General features: G+C 70.8%; 13 protein-coding genes and 4 pseudogenes. 7 read left to right on the top strand and 10 right to left on the bottom strand.

The window, feature by feature from the left end:
- Positions 1-39: 39 nt before the first annotated feature.
- Positions 40-888: a dienelactone hydrolase family protein gene (locus MQH10_RS18430; RefSeq protein WP_242565468.1), complete on the top strand. Its 849-nt coding sequence runs from the start codon at positions 40-42 to the stop codon at positions 886-888.
- Between the two features lie 129 nt (positions 889-1,017).
- Here the strand turns inward: MQH10_RS18430 and tadA are convergent.
- Positions 1,018-1,449 (bottom strand): annotated as a pseudogene (tadA, locus tag MQH10_RS18425) (tRNA adenosine(34) deaminase TadA); the annotation flags it as partial.
- A gap of 57 nt (positions 1,450-1,506) precedes the next feature.
- On the opposite strand from tadA, the pseudogene MQH10_RS18420 reads away from it, so the two are divergent.
- Positions 1,507-2,272 (top strand): annotated as a pseudogene (locus tag MQH10_RS18420) (pseudouridine synthase); the annotation flags it as partial.
- Between the two features lie 667 nt (positions 2,273-2,939).
- Here the strand turns inward: MQH10_RS18420 and MQH10_RS18415 are convergent.
- Positions 2,940-3,740 (bottom strand): enoyl-CoA hydratase/isomerase family protein, encoded by an 801-nt coding sequence (locus tag MQH10_RS18415; RefSeq protein WP_242565466.1) that lies wholly within the window; start codon positions 3,738-3,740, stop codon positions 2,940-2,942.
- A 95-nt stretch (positions 3,741-3,835) separates the two neighbouring features.
- Between MQH10_RS18415 and rsmD the strand changes: the two genes are divergently transcribed.
- On the top strand, positions 3,836-4,411 hold the full coding sequence (gene rsmD / locus MQH10_RS18410; RefSeq protein WP_242565465.1) for a 16S rRNA (guanine(966)-N(2))-methyltransferase RsmD: 576 nt from the start codon (positions 3,836-3,838) through the stop codon (positions 4,409-4,411).
- Here rsmD and MQH10_RS18405 read toward each other — a convergent pair.
- Positions 4,397-4,671 (bottom strand): annotated as a pseudogene (locus MQH10_RS18405) (YjhX family toxin). The gene rsmD and the pseudogene MQH10_RS18405 overlap by 15 nt on opposite strands.
- Before the next feature lie 262 nt (positions 4,672-4,933).
- On the opposite strand from MQH10_RS18405, the gene MQH10_RS18400 reads away from it, so the two are divergent.
- Entirely contained in the window at positions 4,934-5,707 is a 774-nt protein-coding gene (locus tag MQH10_RS18400) for a MerR family transcriptional regulator (protein WP_242565464.1), read from the top strand.
- Positions 5,708-5,711: 4 nt separating this feature from the next.
- On the opposite strand, the pseudogene mutL reads toward MQH10_RS18400, so the two are convergent.
- A pseudogene (mutL, locus tag MQH10_RS18395) lies at positions 5,712-7,594 on the bottom strand (DNA mismatch repair endonuclease MutL).
- Positions 7,595-7,657: 63 nt separating this feature from the next.
- Between mutL and MQH10_RS18390 the strand changes: the two are divergent.
- Positions 7,658-8,617 carry a TraB/GumN family protein gene (locus tag MQH10_RS18390; RefSeq protein WP_242565463.1) on the top strand — a complete coding sequence of 320 codons (960 nt, stop codon included), beginning with the start codon at positions 7,658-7,660 and terminating at the stop codon, positions 8,615-8,617.
- A gap of 3 nt (positions 8,618-8,620) precedes the next feature.
- Here the strand turns inward: MQH10_RS18390 and MQH10_RS18385 are convergent, their stop codons facing one another.
- From MQH10_RS18385 to MQH10_RS18375, 3 genes are all read right to left on the bottom strand, one after another.
- Entirely contained in the window at positions 8,621-8,827 is a 207-nt protein-coding gene (locus MQH10_RS18385) for a DUF1737 domain-containing protein (protein WP_242565462.1), read from the bottom strand.
- A 7-nt stretch (positions 8,828-8,834) separates the two neighbouring features.
- Complete coding sequence (locus tag MQH10_RS18380) at positions 8,835-9,392, bottom strand: DUF3035 domain-containing protein (RefSeq protein ID WP_242565461.1); 558 nt, start codon at positions 9,390-9,392, stop codon at positions 8,835-8,837.
- A gap of 120 nt (positions 9,393-9,512) precedes the next feature.
- A complete protein-coding gene (locus MQH10_RS18375) occupies positions 9,513-10,997 on the bottom strand; it encodes a DUF1254 domain-containing protein (protein WP_242565460.1) in 1,485 nt (494 codons plus the stop codon).
- Positions 10,998-11,123: 126 nt separating this feature from the next.
- On the opposite strand from MQH10_RS18375, the gene MQH10_RS18370 reads away from it, so the two are divergent.
- On the top strand, positions 11,124-11,954 hold the full coding sequence (locus MQH10_RS18370) for an AraC family transcriptional regulator (protein ID WP_242565459.1): 831 nt from the start codon (positions 11,124-11,126) through the stop codon (positions 11,952-11,954).
- Entirely contained in the window at positions 11,899-12,123 is a 225-nt protein-coding gene (locus MQH10_RS18365) for a helix-turn-helix transcriptional regulator (RefSeq protein WP_242565458.1), read from the top strand. The genes MQH10_RS18370 and MQH10_RS18365 overlap by 56 nt, the downstream gene beginning before the upstream one ends.
- Here the strand turns inward: MQH10_RS18365 and lspA are convergent.
- The 3 genes from lspA to MQH10_RS18350 form a co-directional block, all read right to left on the bottom strand.
- Positions 12,120-12,650: a signal peptidase II gene (gene lspA / locus MQH10_RS18360; RefSeq protein WP_242565457.1), complete on the bottom strand. Its 531-nt coding sequence runs from the start codon at positions 12,648-12,650 to the stop codon at positions 12,120-12,122. The two genes, MQH10_RS18365 and lspA, sit on opposite strands and share 4 nt — an antisense overlap.
- Complete coding sequence (ileS, locus tag MQH10_RS18355) at positions 12,643-15,555, bottom strand: isoleucine--tRNA ligase (RefSeq protein ID WP_242565456.1); 2,913 nt, start codon at positions 15,553-15,555, stop codon at positions 12,643-12,645. Before ileS ends, lspA begins: the two co-directional genes overlap by 8 nt.
- 198 nt (positions 15,556-15,753) lie before the next feature.
- A complete protein-coding gene (locus MQH10_RS18350; RefSeq protein WP_242565455.1) occupies positions 15,754-16,848 on the bottom strand; it encodes a S1C family serine protease in 1,095 nt (364 codons plus the stop codon).
- Positions 16,849-16,879 lie beyond the last annotated feature (31 nt).

Here is a 16,879-nt window from a genome sequence, read left to right as displayed (position 1 = left end):
TAGTCGCTCGGCCCCTATGGCGGGGCGCGGGAGGACACCATGCCAGACGATCATTCGGACGCCCTGTCGCGGCGGGATTTCACGGCGCTTACGGTCGGGGCCACGGGCGCCGCGGTGCTGGCCACCAGCGCCCAGGCGGCGGAGGTCGTGGAGACCGACGTCACCATCAAGACCGCAGACGGGTCCTGCGACGCGGCCCTGTTCCACCCGGCCGGCAAGGGCGCCTGGCCCGCCGTGCTGATCTGGCCCGACGCTCTGGGCCTGCGGCCGGAGTTCCGCGCCATGGGCAAGCGGCTGGCGGCCGAGGGCTATGTGGTCCTGGTCCCCAACCCCTTCTATCGCTCGCGCCCGGCCCCGGTGTTCACCGGCCCCTTCGATTTCGCCAACCCCGACGACCGCGCCAAGCTGGCGGTGATCCGCGCCCCGCTCACCCCCGACGCCGTCGCGCGCGACGCTACGGCCTTCGTGGGCTTCCTCGACGCCCAGAAGGTCACCAACAAGAAGGTCAAGGTCGGGGTCCAGGGCTATTGCATGGGCGGACCGATGACGATGCAGACGGCCGCGGCCCTGCCGGCCCGGATCGGCGCCGGCGGTTCGTTCCATGGCGGCGGCCTGGTGACCGACGGGCCCGACAGCCCCCACCTGCTGGTCCCCAAGATCAAGGCCAGGTTCTATTTCGGCGTCGCCATGAACGACGACCAGCGCCAGCCCGACGCCAAGGACAAGCTCAAGGCCGCCTTCGCCGCCACGGGCGTGCCGGCCAAGATCGAGGTCTATGACGGCGCCCTGCACGGCTGGTGCGTGCCGGGCTCCGCCGTCTACAATCAGGCCTCCGCCGAGCGGGCCTGGGGTGAGTTGCTGGCGCTCTACAAGGCGGGGCTGGTCTAACCCCAACACCGCTCATCCCCGCGAAGGCGGGGACCCAAGCTGAGTTGGGGATGTCCCCGCGGCCTCGTCCGGTTCTGCCAGTCCGCTTGGATCCCCGCCTTCGCGGGGACGCGCGGAGGGGGATTTTCCCCGGCGCGCTCGGAAGAAGCCCCTCAGCATCTCCGCGCTCTCCTCGGCCAGCACGCCCCCGGTGACTTCGGGCCGCCAGTGGCAGGTGGGCTGGGCGAAGAACTTCGGGCCGTGGGCCACGGCGCCGCCCTTGGGGTCGTCGGCGCCGAACACCAGGCGGCCGATACGGGCGTGGCTGATCGCCCCGGCGCACATGGCGCAGGGCTCAAGCGTGACCACCAGGGTAAGCCCCGTGAGCCGGTAATTGCCGAGCTTTCGGGCGGCTTCGCGCAGGGCGACGATCTCGGCGTGGGCGGTGGGATCATGGCTGCCGATCGGGCCGTTCGAGCCGACGGCGATCACCTCATCGGTCGCCGGATCGACCACGACGGCGCCCACGGGCGTCTCGCCCCGTGCGGCGGCGTCTTGCGCCGCCTGCAGGGCGATGCGCATGGTGCGATGATCATGATCCACGACCCCCAACGAACCCACGAGAGCCCCGAAGGTCAAGGCGAAGGTGAAAGAGTCGCCAAGGCGCTGGCCCGCGCCGGCGTCGCCTCGCGTCGCGATGTCGAGCGCCTGATCGAGGCCGGACGGGTGGCGATCAACGGCCGCACCCTGACCACCCCGGCCGTCAAGGTCGCGCCCGGCGACATCCTCACCGTCGACGGCGAGGTGGTGAACGAGCCCGAGCCCGCCCGCCTGTTCCGCTATCACAAGCCCGTCGGCCTGGTGACCACCCACAAGGACCCCATGGGCCGCCCGACCGTGTTCGAGCACCTGCCGCCGGAACTGCCGCGCCTGATCTCGGTCGGCCGCCTCGACCTCAATTCCGAGGGCCTGCTGCTGCTCACCAATGACGGCGAGCTGGCCCGCGCCCTGGAGATGCCGAGCGCGGAGATCTCCCGCCGCTATCGCGTCCGGGCGCACGGGCGGATCACCCAGGACCGGCTCGACATCCTGAAGGACGGAGTGACCGTCGAGGGCGTCCGCTATGGCGCGATCGACGCCAAGCTCGACAAGGCCAAGGACGGCCCTTCGGGCGCCAACCTCTGGATCACCGTCACCCTGGCCGAGGGCAAGAACCGCGAAATCCGCCGGGTGTTGGAATATCTGGGGCTGCAGGTGAACCGGCTGATCCGCCTGTCCTATGGCCCCTTCGCGCTGGGAACCCTGCGCGAGGGCGAGGTCGAGGAGGTCGGCCCCCGCGTGATCCGCGAGCAGCTCGCCGCCCATATCGAGCCCGAAAACCTGCCCAAGGGCGACCGGCCGCAATATATGCCCAAGCGCCGTCCGGGCGCGGCCCGCCGGGCGCCGGGCGAACCCGATCCCGGCCTCGTGGCCGCGGCCCAGGAGCCGTCGCCCACGGCCCGCAGTAAGGACAAGCCGGAGTACAAGTCCGGCTGGGCCAAGCCCAAGAAGAAGGTCGGCCATGCCGGCAAACCGCCGGGCAAGGGCCCGTCCAAGCCCGGCCCGGCCGTGATCGGCCCCGGCAAGCCGCGCGGCGATCGCCCTCGGCCCGCCGCCGCCGCGGCAGAGCGGTCGCGCGCGGAAACCGGCCTCAACGCCCGGGGGAACCCGTGACCGGCCTGTGAAGTCCGCGCCGCGCGACGACGCCGCCCCGCGCAGCGATACGCCCCGCGCTCCCTCGGGGCGTCCCGCCTCGGGCCGACCCGGCGCCCCGCGTCCGGGCGGCGCCTATGCCGGAAAGCCCAGGCCTGCCGCCCAAGGCGCCGACGGCCTCAACGCCCGCGGAACCCGCGATCGTCCGGCCAAACCCGGCCCCCGTCCAGACGGCCCACGCGCGGACAAGCCCCGCGCTGAGCGCCCGGCGTTCGAACGCGCCGATCGGCCCAAGCCCGACGCCGGCAAATCCGACCATCCCAGGTCCGATCGGCCGAAGTCCGGCAAGCCGCGCCCGGGGCCCGACTTCGCCGCCCTGCCTAAAGGGTCTGGATCGCCGCGGGCGGACGCCCGGCCTTCAGGCCCTCGCGGGCCGAAGGGGTCTTCATCACCTCGACAAAGCTCAGACGCTCGTCCCTCAGGCCCTCGGCCAGGGGGCGGTCCAAAGCGGCGCGGGTGAGCCGCTTGGCGTAGGCGACCCCGTCGGCGCCCTTGGCCTCGAACTCGGCGGCGATCTCCAGGGCGCGCGCCAGGGGATCGGCGACCACCTCGTGCACCATGCCGATCTCGCCGGCCTCCGGACCGGTGACGGTGCGGCCGCGCAGGATCATCTCCAGCGCGCGGGCCTCGCCGATGACCCGGGGCAGGCGCTGGGTGCCGCCGCCTCCCGGGAAGATGCCGACGCGGGTCTCGGGCAGGCCGATGGCGGCCACGTCCGCCCCGGCGATACGGATGTCGCAGGCCAGGGTGATCTCGAAGCCCCCGCCCATGCAGAGGCCATTGATCGCAGCGATCACCGGCTTGGGCGCGGCGGCGATCAGATCGACCAGCTCGCCGAAGGTCCCGCCGGGCTTGCCGCCGCCCCCGCCGCCCGCCGGGGCCGCAGGCGCGCCGGCCAGGCCGTCCGACATCACCGACAGCTCGCCCACGTCATAGTGGCGCACGAAGATCCCCGGCACGCCGCCGGTGATGACCACGGCGCGGACCGCGGGGTCGTCGGCGGCCTCGCGCAGGGCCGCCAGCATTTCCACCGACCCCTGGGCGGTCATGGTTCCGAAGGGCGGGTTGGCATAGGTGACCAGGCGCACGGCGCCCCTCTGCTCGGTCGTGACCAGGCCCATGACGTCTCCTCCGCAGCTCTTTGTGGCTGCGGAAAGCTTGGATCGCGCGGCGGGTCGGGGCAAGGTCCCGCGCCTCGACCTCTGAAGGATCCCCCATGCGCATCGTCTCCGGCGAATTCCGCGGCAAGGCCCTGATCGCGCCGGCCGGCGCGGCGACCCGGCCCACCTCCGACCGCGCCCGCCAGGCGATCTTCAACATCCTCGAGCACGCCGCCTGGGGGCCGGAGCTGCGCGAGGCGCGGGTCATCGATCTGTTCGCAGGCTCTGGCGCCCTGGGCTTCGAGGCCCTGTCGCGGGGCGCGGCCTTCTGCCTGTTCGTCGAGACCGACGAGGCGGCGCGGGGCGCGATCCGCGAGAATGTCGATGCGCTCGGGCTGTTCGGCCGCACGCGGGTGCATCGCCGCGACGCCACCGACCTCGGCCAGCGCCCCGGCGCCGACGGCCCGGCCTTTTCCATCGCCTTCCTGGATCCGCCCTACGCCAAGGGCCTGGGCGAGACGGCGCTCGCCCGCCTGGCCGAAGGCGGCTGGCTGGCGCCGGACGCCATCGTGGTGTTCGAACGCGGCTCGGACGAGCCGGACTTCGACGCCCCCGGCTATCAGAAGCTGGACGCGCGCGACTACGGCGCCGCGCGCGTCCATTTCCTGAGGTTCAGCTCACCAGCCGCGTGACGTCGTGCGGTTGTCGAGCTGGGCCCGCAGATTGACCAGCCCCTCGCGGGTGATGCGATAGGGCTGGCCGTTCTGGCTGGCGATCAGCCGCTTCTTCTTGAGGTCCTTGAAGACGGCGAGGTTGCAATCGGCGAGGCGCCAGCCGTCCCGGGTCAGGCACTCGGCGTCTATGGGAGTTCCGCGCTCATCACGCTCAAGCACGATGACGCCGCCTGGGCCAGGGCGTGGAGGGTCCGCTGCAGCGGCTTGGAAATGTTCAAGGGATCGTCCGGATTCAGGCATGAGACAGCGCGCCCGCTCCAGAGGGGCGCGGACGACAAGGGCCTGAAACGCCAATGGGCTACGAGGACGCCGGTCGGCGGTTAGGCCCGGGCCTCGGTCGCAATCTCGGACATAAACTCCCCGCGAGATCTGAACGGATCACCCATCCTATGACGTCGGTGTCCTGGCGCAAGAGGCCCGCTTGACCCTCTCGCTGCGAGAGGCCTCAGTCATGCCGCCGTCAGCAACAGGCGAGGCGCGATGGGGATCTACACGGTGGGCGAGGTGGCGAGGCTTTCGGGCCTCTCGATCCGCGCCCTGCGCCACTATGACGAGATCGGGCTCTTGAAGCCCATGACCGTCGGCGAGAACGGCTACCGCTATTATGGGGCCGATGAGCTTCTGCGCCTGCAGCAGATCCTGTTCCATCGGGAGCTTGGGCTCCCCCTGGATGAGATCCGCCAGGTGCTGGATGCGCCGGACTTTGATCGCGTGGCCGCGCTGAAGACGCATCGCGTGCGACTGGCCGCCGAGGCTAGGCGCTATCGCGAGCTGGTGAAGACCCTGGACACCACCCTCGCCGCCCTCGAAGGAGACGGGAAGATGAACGAGAAGGCCATGTACAAGGGGTTCGACCCCAAGAAGCAGGCCGAATACGAAGCCTGGGTGATCGAGCGCTATGGCCCCGGGGTCCAATGGTCGATCGACGCTGTGAAGACGGCGCAGAAGGACTGGAAACAGGCCGACTTCGACCGCTTTCAGGCGGAGTTCGCCGACATCGAGTCCAACATGGCGACGTCCCTGGGCGACGGCGCACCGGTTGAATCCGAGCATGTTCAGGCCCTGATGCGACGCCTGCACGCCTGGGTCGCCCGCTCCTGGGCCAGGCCGCCGAACCGGGTGGCCTTCGCCAACCTCGCCGATCTCTACGACCAGAACCCGGACTTCCGGGCCCGCTACGAGGCCAAGGCAGAGGGGCTTACCGAATATCTGGGCGCCGCGATGAAGCATTTCGCGGAGGCCGAACTGGAATAGGGCGCTACCGCCGCCCGAACAGCCGCTCGATGTCGGCGAGCTTCAGTTCGACATAGGTCGGGCGGCCGTGATTGCACTGGCCGGAATGGGGGGTGGCCTCCATCTGGCGCAGGAGGGCGTTCATCTCTGGGGCGGTCAGGCGGCGGCCGGCCCGGACCGAACCGTGGCAGGCCATGGTCGAGCAGACCTCCTCCAGCCGCTCCTTCAGCGCCAGGGCCTGGCCGTTCTCGGCCAGGTCGTCGGCGATGTCGCGGATCAGGCCGGCGACATCGGTCTCACCCAGCAGGGCGGGGGTCTCGCGCACCAGGACGGCGCCGGGGCCGAAGGGCTCGACCATCAGGCCCAGGGCCGCCAGCTCGTCGGCCTTGGCGGCCACCCGCTCGGCCTCGGCCGGATCGAGCTCGACCACCTCGGGCAGGAGCAGAGCCTGGCGGGCCACGCCGCCTTCGGCCATCTCGACCTTCATGCGCTCATAGACCAGCCGCTCATGGGCGGCGTGCTGGTCGACAATCACCACCCCGTCGCGGGTCTGGGCGACGATATAGGTCTCGTGCACCTGGGCCCGCGCCGCGCCGAGCGGGAAGTCGACCGGGTCGAAGGTGACCTGGGCCGTCGGGCCTTCGGCCATGCCGGGCGCATAGCCTTGGGTCTCCGGATAGTCCGACCGCGCCGAGACGGCCGTGAGGCCCGGCAGGACCTCGGCGAGCGCGCGGCCCATACCGTCGCCGCTGGGCGCCCAGCCGCCCATCTTCCAGGCGGAGAACCCCTGGGCCGACGGCGGCGGAACATAACCGGGCGTGTAGCCGCCTGTGCGGGTCTCGGGCCGGAAGCCGTTGAGGGCGTCCGTCGCCACGGTGGTCGCCGCCCGGTGGCCGGCGCCGGCCAGCGCATGGCGCAGGCCGCCGACAATCAAGCCGCGCACCAGGCTGGGATCGCGGAACCGGACCTCGGCCTTGGCGGGATGGACATTGACGTCGACCTGGGACGGATCCAGCTCCAGATAGAGCGCCACCAGCGGGTGACGGTCGCGGGCCAGGAAGTCGGCATAGGCCCCGCGCAGGCGCCCTGCAGCAGCCGGTCGCGCACCGGCCGGCCGTTCACGAACAGGTACTGGTGGGCGGAGTTGCCGCGGTTGAAGGTCGGCAGGCCGGCGAAGCCCGACAGCTTCACCCCCTCGCGCTCATAGTCGATCGCAAGCGCGTTATCCTGGAACTCCCGGCCCATGATCGCGGCCAGGCGGGCGAGGCGGCCCTCGGGGCCCTTGCGCTCGGCCGGCAGGCGCAGGGTGCGGCGCCCGTCGATGTCGAGAGTGAAGCTGACCGCCTCATGGGCCATGGCCTGGCGCTTCAGCTCCTCGGCGATGGCCAGCGATTCGGTGCGCTCCGACTTCATGAACTTCAGCCGGGCGGGGGTGGCGTAGAACAGGTCGCGCACCTCGACCCGGGCGCCGTGCGGACCGGGAAAGCCGGACGGTGTGACCTGACCCACCGCGCCGCCCTCGACCAGGATGGCGTAAGCGTCGGCCTGCCCCTTGGCGCGGGCGCTGATCGCCAGCCGCGCCACCGAGCCGATGGAGGGCAGGGCCTCGCCCCGGAAGCCCAGGGTGGCGATCTGCAACAGGTCGTAGTCGCCATGGGCGTCGGGGCCCAGCTTGGAGGTGGCGTGGCGCTCGATGGCCAGCGGCAGTTCCTCGGCCGAAAGGCCCTGGCCGTCATCAGCGACCAGGATGCGGGTCAGGCCGCCGCCGTCGGCCTGGACCTCCACCGAGGTCGCCCCGGCGTCCAGGGCGTTCTCCACCAATTCCTTGACCGCGCTCGCAGGACGTTCGACCACTTCGCCGGCGGCGATGCGATTCACGGTTTCGGGCGGCAGGCGGCGGATCGGCATGGTCAGGCGGGCTCCAGCCTCTCAATATAGGACGATTCCGGGGGGGCGCCCGGACGGTGTGACATGAAGCTTGCAAAGCACCTCTGCGGCCTCGCGGCCGCCTTCCTCGTGACCCTGCCCGCTGTGGCCCAGGCCCCGCCGGCGCCGGACCCCAATGACCCGGACGCCGTGCTGGTCGAGGAGCTGGTGGTCACCGCCCGCGATCGCGGCCCGGCCTGGTGGCGGGTCACCAATGGCGTCTCGACCGTCTATGTGCTGGGCGTACCGTCGAGCATGCCCAAGAGCTTCCCCTGGGACGACGCTGTGCTGGAGCGCCGGCTGATGGGCGCGAACAAGGTGATCCTGCCGTTCAACAATGTCGGCGTGGGCGTGCTGGGCGCGCCGGGCGTGCTGTTCGATCTGGCCCGCATGAAGTCCGGAACCCCGATCGAGGCCACCCTGGATCCGGCGCTCAAGGCCCGGTTCGTCGCCGCCCGCACGCGGGTGGGCCAGCCGGCCAAGCGCTATGCGCTCAGGAACGGCCTGGCGGCGGGCATATTGCTGGTCTCGGACTATCGCGAGGCCGCCCACATCACCTCCGCCGATCCGGCCAAGACCATCGCCCGCAAGGCCAAGGCCCGGAAGCTGAAGACCGAGACCAAGGTCTATCCCTTGGGTCCGATCATGGGCGCGGCCCTGCGCACCTCGCCCGCGGCCCAGCGGGCCTGCCTGGAGGACGCCCTGGAGGAGGTCGAGGCCGGAGAGGCCAGCTCGCGCCGCGCCGCGCAGGCCTGGGCGGACGGGGAGGTGCGCGCGGCTCTGGGGGGCGAGCGCGGCTATGAGAAGTGCCTGAACTCGGCGCCGGGGGCGGGGGATCTCGACGCCCGGCTGAAGGCCGATCAGGCCGCCGCCATCGCTGCGGCCCTGAAGCAGCCGGGCCATGCGGTGGCGGTCGTGCAGCTGCGGCCGCTGCTGGCCCAGGGCGGGGTTCTGGATCGCCTCCGCGCCCAGGGCTTCACGGTGAAGACGCCGGGCGAGGAGTAGGGCTCAGAGCTCGGAGAGCGCCATGTCGGGGTCGTAGTCGACCCCGTCCACGGTCTTGACGATGGCCTGGCCGCAGATCACCCGGCCCTGGACGGGATCGAAGGTCAGGGTCGGGTCGCCGTGCAGCGACCAGCCCTTGTTCAGGGCCGCGGTGACGCGGTGGCAAAAGCTCTTGTCGTCCGGGCCGGTCAGGTAGCGATAGGCCTGCACGCGCGCCTCAGAGACCGGGCAGCTTGAACTTGGTCGGCTTGGTGCGGGCGATGATCACCGGCTTGTCGCCGAGCACGGTCTTGATCCGGGCTTCTTCCGAGGCCGCATCGACCGGAGCCGGGACGTCGCCTTCGGCCACGGTGGGGGCGGTGGTCTTGGCCTGGCCGGCCTTCCAGAACATGACCTTGTCGGCCCAGCTCTTGTCCTTGTGGGCGATGTCGCCGTTCTCGTCGTCGACCACGAAGCGGATCAGCGGATCGGCCTTGTCGGCGCCGGCCTTGGTGACCAGCAGCTTCTCGCCGTCCGAGCGCATCTCACCCTCGCGGGCGCCCAGCAGGGCGGCGCGGGCGGCGTTCTCCGGCTGCAGTTCCTGCGGACGCGGCTCGCCGGGCGCCGGCGGGCGCAGGGCGTAGTCGGGGGGAACCACCAGGGGGGCCTTGGCGACGACGCGGAATTCGTCGGGGGTGACCTTGGTCATGCCCAGGGCCTTGCGGGTCGATTGACACCCCGCCAGACCCACAGCCCCGATCAGGGCGGTCATAACGATCACTCGGTTCAGACGCATGAACTTAAGGCTCCGTGAGGCCGCCCCCGGCCAGGAAAGACAGACCAGATAGCGCATACGGCAAAATACGCCAACGCGGTTTCTCCTGCCTGGCCGGATCGGGCGCGGGGTCGGCCGGATTCAGGGGGCCGGCGCGATGGGCGGAACCCGCAGCGTCGAGCCGCGATAGGCGACGACCTCGGCGTCGGTCGGCATGTAGATCCGCAAGGTCAGCTTGAAATCGCGATCGGCCGGCGACGGCAGCCAGTTGGCGTCATGTCCGTCCCCGGGCGGCGTCGGCTGGACATAGAGATCGATCGAGCCGTCCGGATTGCGCTGCAGGCCGTCACGGCTGCCGATGGCGAAGCGGTTCAGGGGGTTGTCGATGAACTGGAAGCGCTGGGCGTCGTACATGGTCAGGGACCAGAAGCCGAGCGGGGCGGTCTTCGGAATCTCGTCGGCCGCAAAGTGCAGGCGATAGGCGCGGCCGCCGTGCAGGGCCTCGCCCTTGGCGTCGAAGAAGTTGTTGAAATAGAGCGCTTCTTCCGGGTCATTGCCCATCAGTCCGACCAGGGCGTTGCCGGCCCGCGTCGGATAGTCGAAGTCGTTATTGGCCCCGGCCCGGTTGGCGGTCCAGCCGGTGGGGGTCGGGGTCCCGCGGGTGCGGCGGATCAGGTTGATGACCACCGGGCCCTCGCGCTCGGCCCGCAGCACACCGGCGCGGGTGGCCGGATCCAGGGCGTCCGGGTTGAAGGGCTGGCCGGGGACCAGGCCGATCCGGCGCATCATGGTGACCATGGCCGCATGCTTGGGCGGCGGCGGATTGTCGGTCATCAGGTCCGCGATCCGGCGGAAATAGGCGAAATCGCCGCTATAGGCCGCCCGCGTCTTGGGCGGCGGCGGCTTCGGCGGTGTCGCAGAGGGGCGGCCATGCCAGTCGGCCAGCGCCGTGAGCGACATGGCCGACTGATAGCGCCGGACGTTGGCGAGGTCGGCCTCGCCATGCACGGCGATGCGGACGGCGATGGAGAGCAGGTTGGTGGTGGCCCGCAGCTCCTTTACGCCAGCGGGCAGCTTGCCCTTCCAGGTCGGGCCGACAAAGGCGATGTCGATCGCCCGGCCGCCATTGATCCGGGTCGAAAAGAGATAGGGCTGGTTCTCGATATAGGCGTCCGCCACCTGGACCGAGGCGTAGCGGTCCTTGATGTCGGGCATGTGTAGGATGATCGGGCCCTGGCTGAGGTCGAGCCCCACGCCCGTATAGACCGTGTCGTTGTTGGGGCTGTAGGGCAGGTCGCCCTTGGCGCTGGCCAGCCGGGTCATGTGGCCGAGCTGGTTGATCGGCGCGGCCGGCTCATTGGCCACCGGTCCGGTCAGGTGCTCCCGCCGCACCCGCTCGCGCTCGGTGATGGTCAGGGGGAAGGCGAAGACATAGGCCTCCAGGGCGTAGGCGTAGGCGATGTCCTCGCGCGCCTGGGCGTCCTGGGCCGGGGTGGTCATGGAGAACTGTGACAGGGGCTGGCCGAACCCGCTGCCGGCCGCGCCCCAGGCCAGGGCCAGGGCGATGACGGCGGCGGCTGTGCGCCGCGGTCCCATCTTGCGCGCATCGCGGGGGTGTCGGGTCATGGCGGTCCTCCCAGTCCTTATGATCCAGCCCTTGGGCCTGAGCATCATCGGACAGCGTCGCGCGCGCCGCTTGACTTTACGCGCCAAACCGCAAGCCTTGCGGTTGTCCGATCACGGGGGCCCGTCATGGCGTTTCAGCCGCCCATCGCCGGTCTCGAAGGTCTCGCCCGGCTGATCGGCGAGCTCGGCGGCGATGCAGGCCCGGTGCTGGCGGCCGCAGGCCTCGACCCCGCCGCCTTGAGCCGAAGAGAGCTGGCGATCCCACCCCGGGCCTTCCAGACCGCCCTGGGGCTCGCGGCCCAGGCCACCGGGCGGGAGGATTTCGGCCTAATGCTCGCCAAGCGGCGGACTCTCGAGACCCTGGGCGGCCTCGCGCCCCTGGTCGGGTCGGCGCCGCGGGTGGGGGAGGCCCTGGACCAGCTGTTCCGCCTGATGCCCTACAGCTTCGCGGGCGGGGTGCGGGCCTATGTGGAGCGCCGGGGCGCGGACGCCATGCTGACCGGCCAGGTGGTGCTCGACGACCCGCCGGCCCTGGACCAGCAGCTCGATCACCTGGCCGGCGCCGCCGTGGGCCTCCTGCGCCAGCTCACCCGGCCCGACTGGAGGCCCGAGGCGGTCTATCTGGCGCGTCGCCGGCCCGCCCAGACAGGACCCTATGAAACCTATTTCCGGGCCCCGGTGCTGTTCGGTCAGGAGGTCACGGGGATCGCGATCCGCGCCAGCCTGCTCGACACCCCGATCGCCCGGGCCAATCTGGATCTGAACCGGGTGCTCTACGCCCAGCTCAGCGCGCGCGCCGATCCGGCCGGGTCGGGGATTTTCAGGCCTGGTGCGCGGCCGCGTCTGGCGCGGCCTGGCGGTGGGCCGCTGCGCGGCGCCCGAGATCGCCGCCGATCTGGGCGTGCCCCTGCGCAGCTTCCAGCGGCGCCTGAGCCGGGAGGGCGTCGCCTTCAGTGATCTGCTGGACGCCGCCCGGCTGGAAATGGCCAAGCGGCTGATGCGCCACTCCGACGTGCCCCTGACCGAGATCGCCATGGCGATCGGCTTCGCGGAGCCGGCGGTGTTCTCGCGCTTCTTCCGGCGCGCGACGGGCCAGACGCCCAGCGCCTGGCGCGCGGCGGTCTAGCTGTCGTTCTGGGGCGTCGGCTTCGGCTCGCGCCGGGCGGAATCGAGCAGCAGGAAGATCACGCCCACGGTGATGGCGCTGTCGGCGACATTGAACACCCACGGGAAGAACCCCAGCCGGGTGACGTCGATGAAGTCCACCACCGCCCCGAACCGCAGCCGGTCGATGGCGTTGCCGATGGCCCCGCCGATCACCAGGCCCAGGCCCAGACCCATGAACGGGCGCTCCGCCCGGCGGACCCAGACGGCGAGCAGGCCGGCGACGCCCAGGGAGAAGGCGGTCAGCCCCCAGCGCAGCAGGTCCTCATTGCCGCGCAGCAGGCCGAAACTCATGCTGCGGTTCCAGACCATGGTCAGGCTGAGCGGCCCGCCCACCGGCACGGTGATCCGCATCGGCAGGTTCAGGCCCTCCAGGATCCAGGCCTTGACGATCTGGTCGAGCAGGATGGTCCCGGCCGCCAGCCCATAGGCGATCCAGCCCAGGGGCGTGGCGAACGGCTCCGCCGGCGTCTTGGCGGCCTCAGACACGGGCGGCGTCCCAGGCGGCCACGGCCTCGGCGTCGCGCAGCGACAGGTCCGGATAGCGCGGGTCGGAGCCCACCTCCGGCAGGATCCGCCAGGAGCGGGCGCACTTCCTGCCCTCGGCCTTCAGGGGCTCGACGGCGACGCCGGGAACTTCGGCCAGGCGGAAGGCCCCGGCCGGGCCCTCGCCCTGGGACAGGGTCGCCTGGCTGGTGCGGAACACCTCCGCGGCGTCCAGCCCTTCGAGGGCGGCGGCCAGGCTCGCATCGGCCAGCCAGACCCGCGGGGCGGCTTCCAGGGCCGCGCCCATGCGCTTCTCGCGCCGTTCGACTTCCAGGGCGCCGGTGACCACCGAGGTGACCTGCTGGATCTTGGCCCAGCGCTCGGCCTCGGCCGGATCGGCCCAGGCGGCCGGGGTGTCGGGGAACACCCGCAGGCAGTTGGAGCCGCCTTCGGGGAAGCGCGTCGTCCAGGCCTCTTCCATGGTGAAGGGGATCAGAGGCGACAGCCAGGCGGTCAGCCGCATGAACACCTCGTCCATCACCGTTCGCGCCGCGCGGCGGCGGAGCGAACCGGGCTGGTCGCAATAGAGGGCGTCGCGGCGGATGTCGAAGAACAGGCTGGAGAGCTCGGTCTGGCAGAACTCGACGATCGGCCGGGCCACGTCCTGGAACAGATAGGCCTCGTAGGCCGCCCGAACCTGGACATCCAGTTCCTGCAGCCGGTGCAGGATGAAGCGCTCCAGCGGCGGCAGGTCGGCATGGGCCACCCGCTCGGCCTCGTCGAAGCCGGCCAGGGCGCCCAGCATGTAGCGGACGGTGTTGCGCAGCTTGCGATAGGCGTCCGAGGTCGTGGCCAGGATGGTCTTGCCGATCCGCTGGTCGTCCGAATAGTCGACCATCGCCGCCCAAAGGCGGATGATCTCGGCGCCGGAGTCCTTGATGACCGTCTGCGGGTCGATCGTGTTGCCCTTGGACTTGCTCATCTTCTCGCCGTTCTCGTCCATGGTGAAGCCATGGGTGAGGACCGCGTCATAGGGCGCGCGGCCGCGGGTGCCGGAGCTTTCGAGCAGCGAGGACTGGAACCAGCCGCGATGCTGGTCGGAGCCTTCCAGATAGAGATCGGCGGGCCAACGGGTGTTGGCGCGGCCTTCCAGGGTGAAGGCGTGGGTCGATCCGGAATCGAACCAGACGTCGAGGATGTCCTCGACCTTCTCGAAGCGCTCGGGATCGTGCTCGCCCAGGAAATCGGAGACCGGCCGGGTGAACCAGGCGTCGGCGCCCTCGGCGGCGATCAGCTCGACGATGCGCGCATTGACCTGCGCGTCGACCAGCGGCTGGTTGGTTTCCTTGTCGACGAACATGGCCAGCGGCGCGCCCCAGGCGCGTTGGCGGCTGATCAGCCAGTCGGGACGGCTCTCGACCATGGCGCGGATGCGGTTGCGCCCGGCCTCGGGGTGGAAGGCCGTGGCGGCGATGGCGGCCAGCGCCGTCTCGCGCAGGGTCTTGCCGCCATGGACTTGCGTCTCGATGGGGCTGTCCATGCGGATGAACCACTGGGGCGTATTGCGGAAGATCACCGGCGCCTTGGAGCGCCAGGAGTGCGGATAGGAGTGCTCCAGCCGGCCGCGGGCCAGCAGGCCGCCGGCCTCGATCAGCTTTTCCATGACCGCGCCGTTGGCGGGGCCGAACTTGCCGACCTTCTTGCCCTCGGTCTCCAGCACCTTGAGGCCCGCGAAGAGGGCCACGTGAGGGTAATAGGCGCCGTCCGGATCGACGGTCTCCGGGATCTCGCGATGGCCGTGGGCCAGCCAGACCAGATAGTCGTCCGCGCCGTGACCCGGTGCGGTGTGCACGAAGCCGGTGCCGGCGTCGTCGGTGACGTGGTCGCCTTCCAGCATCGGCACGGCGAAGCCGTAATAGGGATCCAGGCCGGCCAGCGGGTGGGCGCAGACCATGCCCTGGCAATCGACGGTCTCGATCCGGCGCCAGGCTGCGATCTTGGCCGCGGCGGCGACGTCGGCGGCCAGCTTGTCGGCGACGATCAGCCGGTCGCTCGCCTTGGCCCAGGGCTCGAACGCGAGCCCGGCCTCCATGGCCTCGACCTCATAGACGCCATAGGCGATCTGGTCGGAATAGCTGATCGCCCGGTTGGCGGGGATGGTCCAAGGGGTGGTGGTCCAGATCACCACGCTGGCGTTCTGGGTGGCGTCGGAGCCCTGGACGACCGGGAACTTCACCCAGATCGTGGGGCTGACATGGTCGTGATACTCGACCTCGGCGTCGGCGAGGGCGGTGCGCTCCACCGGGCTCCACATCACCGGCTTGGAGCCGCGATAGAGCTGGTTGGAGACCACGAACTTGTGGAACTCGGCGACGATGGCGGCTTCCGAGCCGTAGTCCATGGTCGCGTAGCGGTTCTCCCAGTCGCCGACCACGCCCAGGCGCTTGAAGCCGTCGCGCTGCACGTCGATCCACTTGGCGGCGTAGGCGCGGCACTTCTCGCGGAACTCGGCCTTGGAGACCTCGTCCTTGCGGCGGCCCTGGCTGCGCAGTTCCTCCTCGATCTTCCACTCGATCGGCAGGCCGTGGCAGTCCCAGCCGGGCACATAGTCGACATCGTAGCCGAGCGCGAACCGCGAGCGGACCACGAAGTCCTTCAGGGTCTTCTGCAGGGCGTGACCGATATGGATCGCACCATTGGCGTAGGGCGGGCCGTCATGCAGCACGAACAGCGGGGCGTTCTTCGCCTGCCGGTCGGCGCGCAGCGCGTTGTAGAGGTCGAGCTCCGCCCAGCGGGCCAGGATCTCCGGCTCCTTCTGGGGCAGGCCCGCGCGCATGGGGAACGGGGTTTCGGGAAGAAAGACGGTTTCGCGATAGTCGCGCGAGGGCTTTTCGGCGTCGTCGGCCATGGGGCTTTCCAATCGGGCTCGCCCTGAGGGCGGGCCAAAGGCGGCTAGGAGAGGTCGGAGATAGTGCCCGGCGCGCGCTGGAGATCGTCCGGCGGCGTCACGCCGGGCGGGTAATTCGCGAGCTCATCCGAACCGAAGTCATGGCCGGGGGCTGTAGCAGAGGCGCGGCCCGAACCCAACCCTTATGGCGCGATCGGTCTAGCGGCGGCGTTCCCGGGGGGTGACCTCGATGGTCATGCGGCGGCCCTGGCGGATGATGGCGAAGGCCATCGGATGGCCGATGGACTGGGTGTCCAGCACCCGCATCAGGTCGTCGAGCCCGATCAGGGTCTGGCCGCCGGCGGCGACGATCAGGTCGCCGGGGACGAGGCCCGCCTTGGCCCCGGGGCCGCCGGGCTCGAGCGTCGCGATCCAGATGCCGAAGGGCTGGGCCAGGCCCACGGCCCGGGCGAGGTCGCGGGGAATGGGCGCCTGCTGGGCGATCACCCCGATCGAGCCGCGCCGCACCCGGCCATGTTTGATCAGTTCGCCGACCACCAGGGCGGCGGTGTTGGAGGCGACGGCGAAGCACAGGCCTTGCGCGCCCGCGATCACCGCCGTGGCGACACCCACCACCTCGCCCGAGGCATTGACCAGCGGCCCGCCGGAGGAGCCGGGATTGAGCGCCGCGTCGGTCTGGATCAGGTCCTCAATCAGCCGGCCGCGTTCGCCGCGCAGGGACCGGCCCATGGCCGAAATGATCCCCGCCGTCACCGTAGCCTCGAAGCCCAGCGGCGCGCCGATGGCGATCACCAGCTGGCCGCGGCGCAGGGCCTTGGAGTCTCCCAGCTGGGCATGCGGAAGGCTGACCGGCTGTTCGACGCGCAGCAGGGCGAGGTCGGTGTCGGGGTCGTCGCCAATGACGCGCGCGGTCATGGCCCGGCCGTCCAGGGCCACCACCTCGGCCTGGGCCGCGCCGCGCACCACATGGCTGTTGGTCAGGATCAGGCCGTCGGGGGCGAGCACGATGCCCGAGCCGACCCCGTCGGCGCCGCTGCTGGTCCAGGGATGCACCCGCACCACCGCCGGCCCCACGCGATCGACCGCGTCCACCACGGCCCGCGAATAGGCGTCCAGCAGGGCGCCGTCCGAGGGCGGGGCGAGCGGCGCCGAAGGGGTGACGATCTGGGTCTCGGAATAGGCGAAGGTCGCCCGGCCGCCGGACGGGAAGGCGAAGGAGGGCGGGCGCTTGTGACGCCGGCGCTTGGCCTGGTCGAAGGCCGCGTATTTCAGCCCCTTGATCGCGATCGCCATGGAGGGCCCCCCGCCTTCCGGTGTCAGAACT

Origin of the sequence: Phenylobacterium aquaticum (genome assembly GCF_022695515.1) — a bacterium.
In the GTDB taxonomy this organism is placed as follows: Bacteria; Pseudomonadota; Alphaproteobacteria; order Caulobacterales; family Caulobacteraceae; genus Phenylobacterium; species Phenylobacterium aquaticum.
The sequence above is the reverse complement of the archived record's forward strand: the minus strand, read 5'-3'. Positions and strand labels throughout refer to the sequence as shown.

Coding starts and splice junctions, on each gene's coding strand:
- MQH10_RS18390 (WP_242565463.1), top strand. CDS start 7,658: ATGAAGCTTGCAAAGCACCTCTGCGGCCTCGCGGCCGCCTTCCTCGTG.
- MQH10_RS18375 (WP_242565460.1), bottom strand. CDS start 10,997: ATGACCCGACACCCCCGCGATGCGCGCAAGATGGGACCGCGGCGCACA.
- MQH10_RS18415 (WP_242565466.1), bottom strand. CDS start 3,740: ATGGGCCTGGTCACGACCGAGCAGAGGGGCGCCGTGCGCCTGGTCACC.
- ileS (WP_242565456.1), bottom strand. CDS start 15,555: ATGGCCGACGACGCCGAAAAGCCCTCGCGCGACTATCGCGAAACCGTC.
- MQH10_RS18380 (WP_242565461.1), bottom strand. CDS start 9,392: ATGCGTCTGAACCGAGTGATCGTTATGACCGCCCTGATCGGGGCTGTG.
- MQH10_RS18350 (WP_242565455.1), bottom strand. CDS start 16,848: ATGGCGATCGCGATCAAGGGGCTGAAATACGCGGCCTTCGACCAGGCC.
- rsmD (WP_242565465.1), top strand. CDS start 3,836: ATGCGCATCGTCTCCGGCGAATTCCGCGGCAAGGCCCTGATCGCGCCG.
- MQH10_RS18370 (WP_242565459.1), top strand. CDS start 11,124: ATGGCGTTTCAGCCGCCCATCGCCGGTCTCGAAGGTCTCGCCCGGCTG.
- MQH10_RS18430 (WP_242565468.1), top strand. CDS start 40: ATGCCAGACGATCATTCGGACGCCCTGTCGCGGCGGGATTTCACGGCG.
- MQH10_RS18400 (WP_242565464.1), top strand. CDS start 4,934: ATGGGGATCTACACGGTGGGCGAGGTGGCGAGGCTTTCGGGCCTCTCG.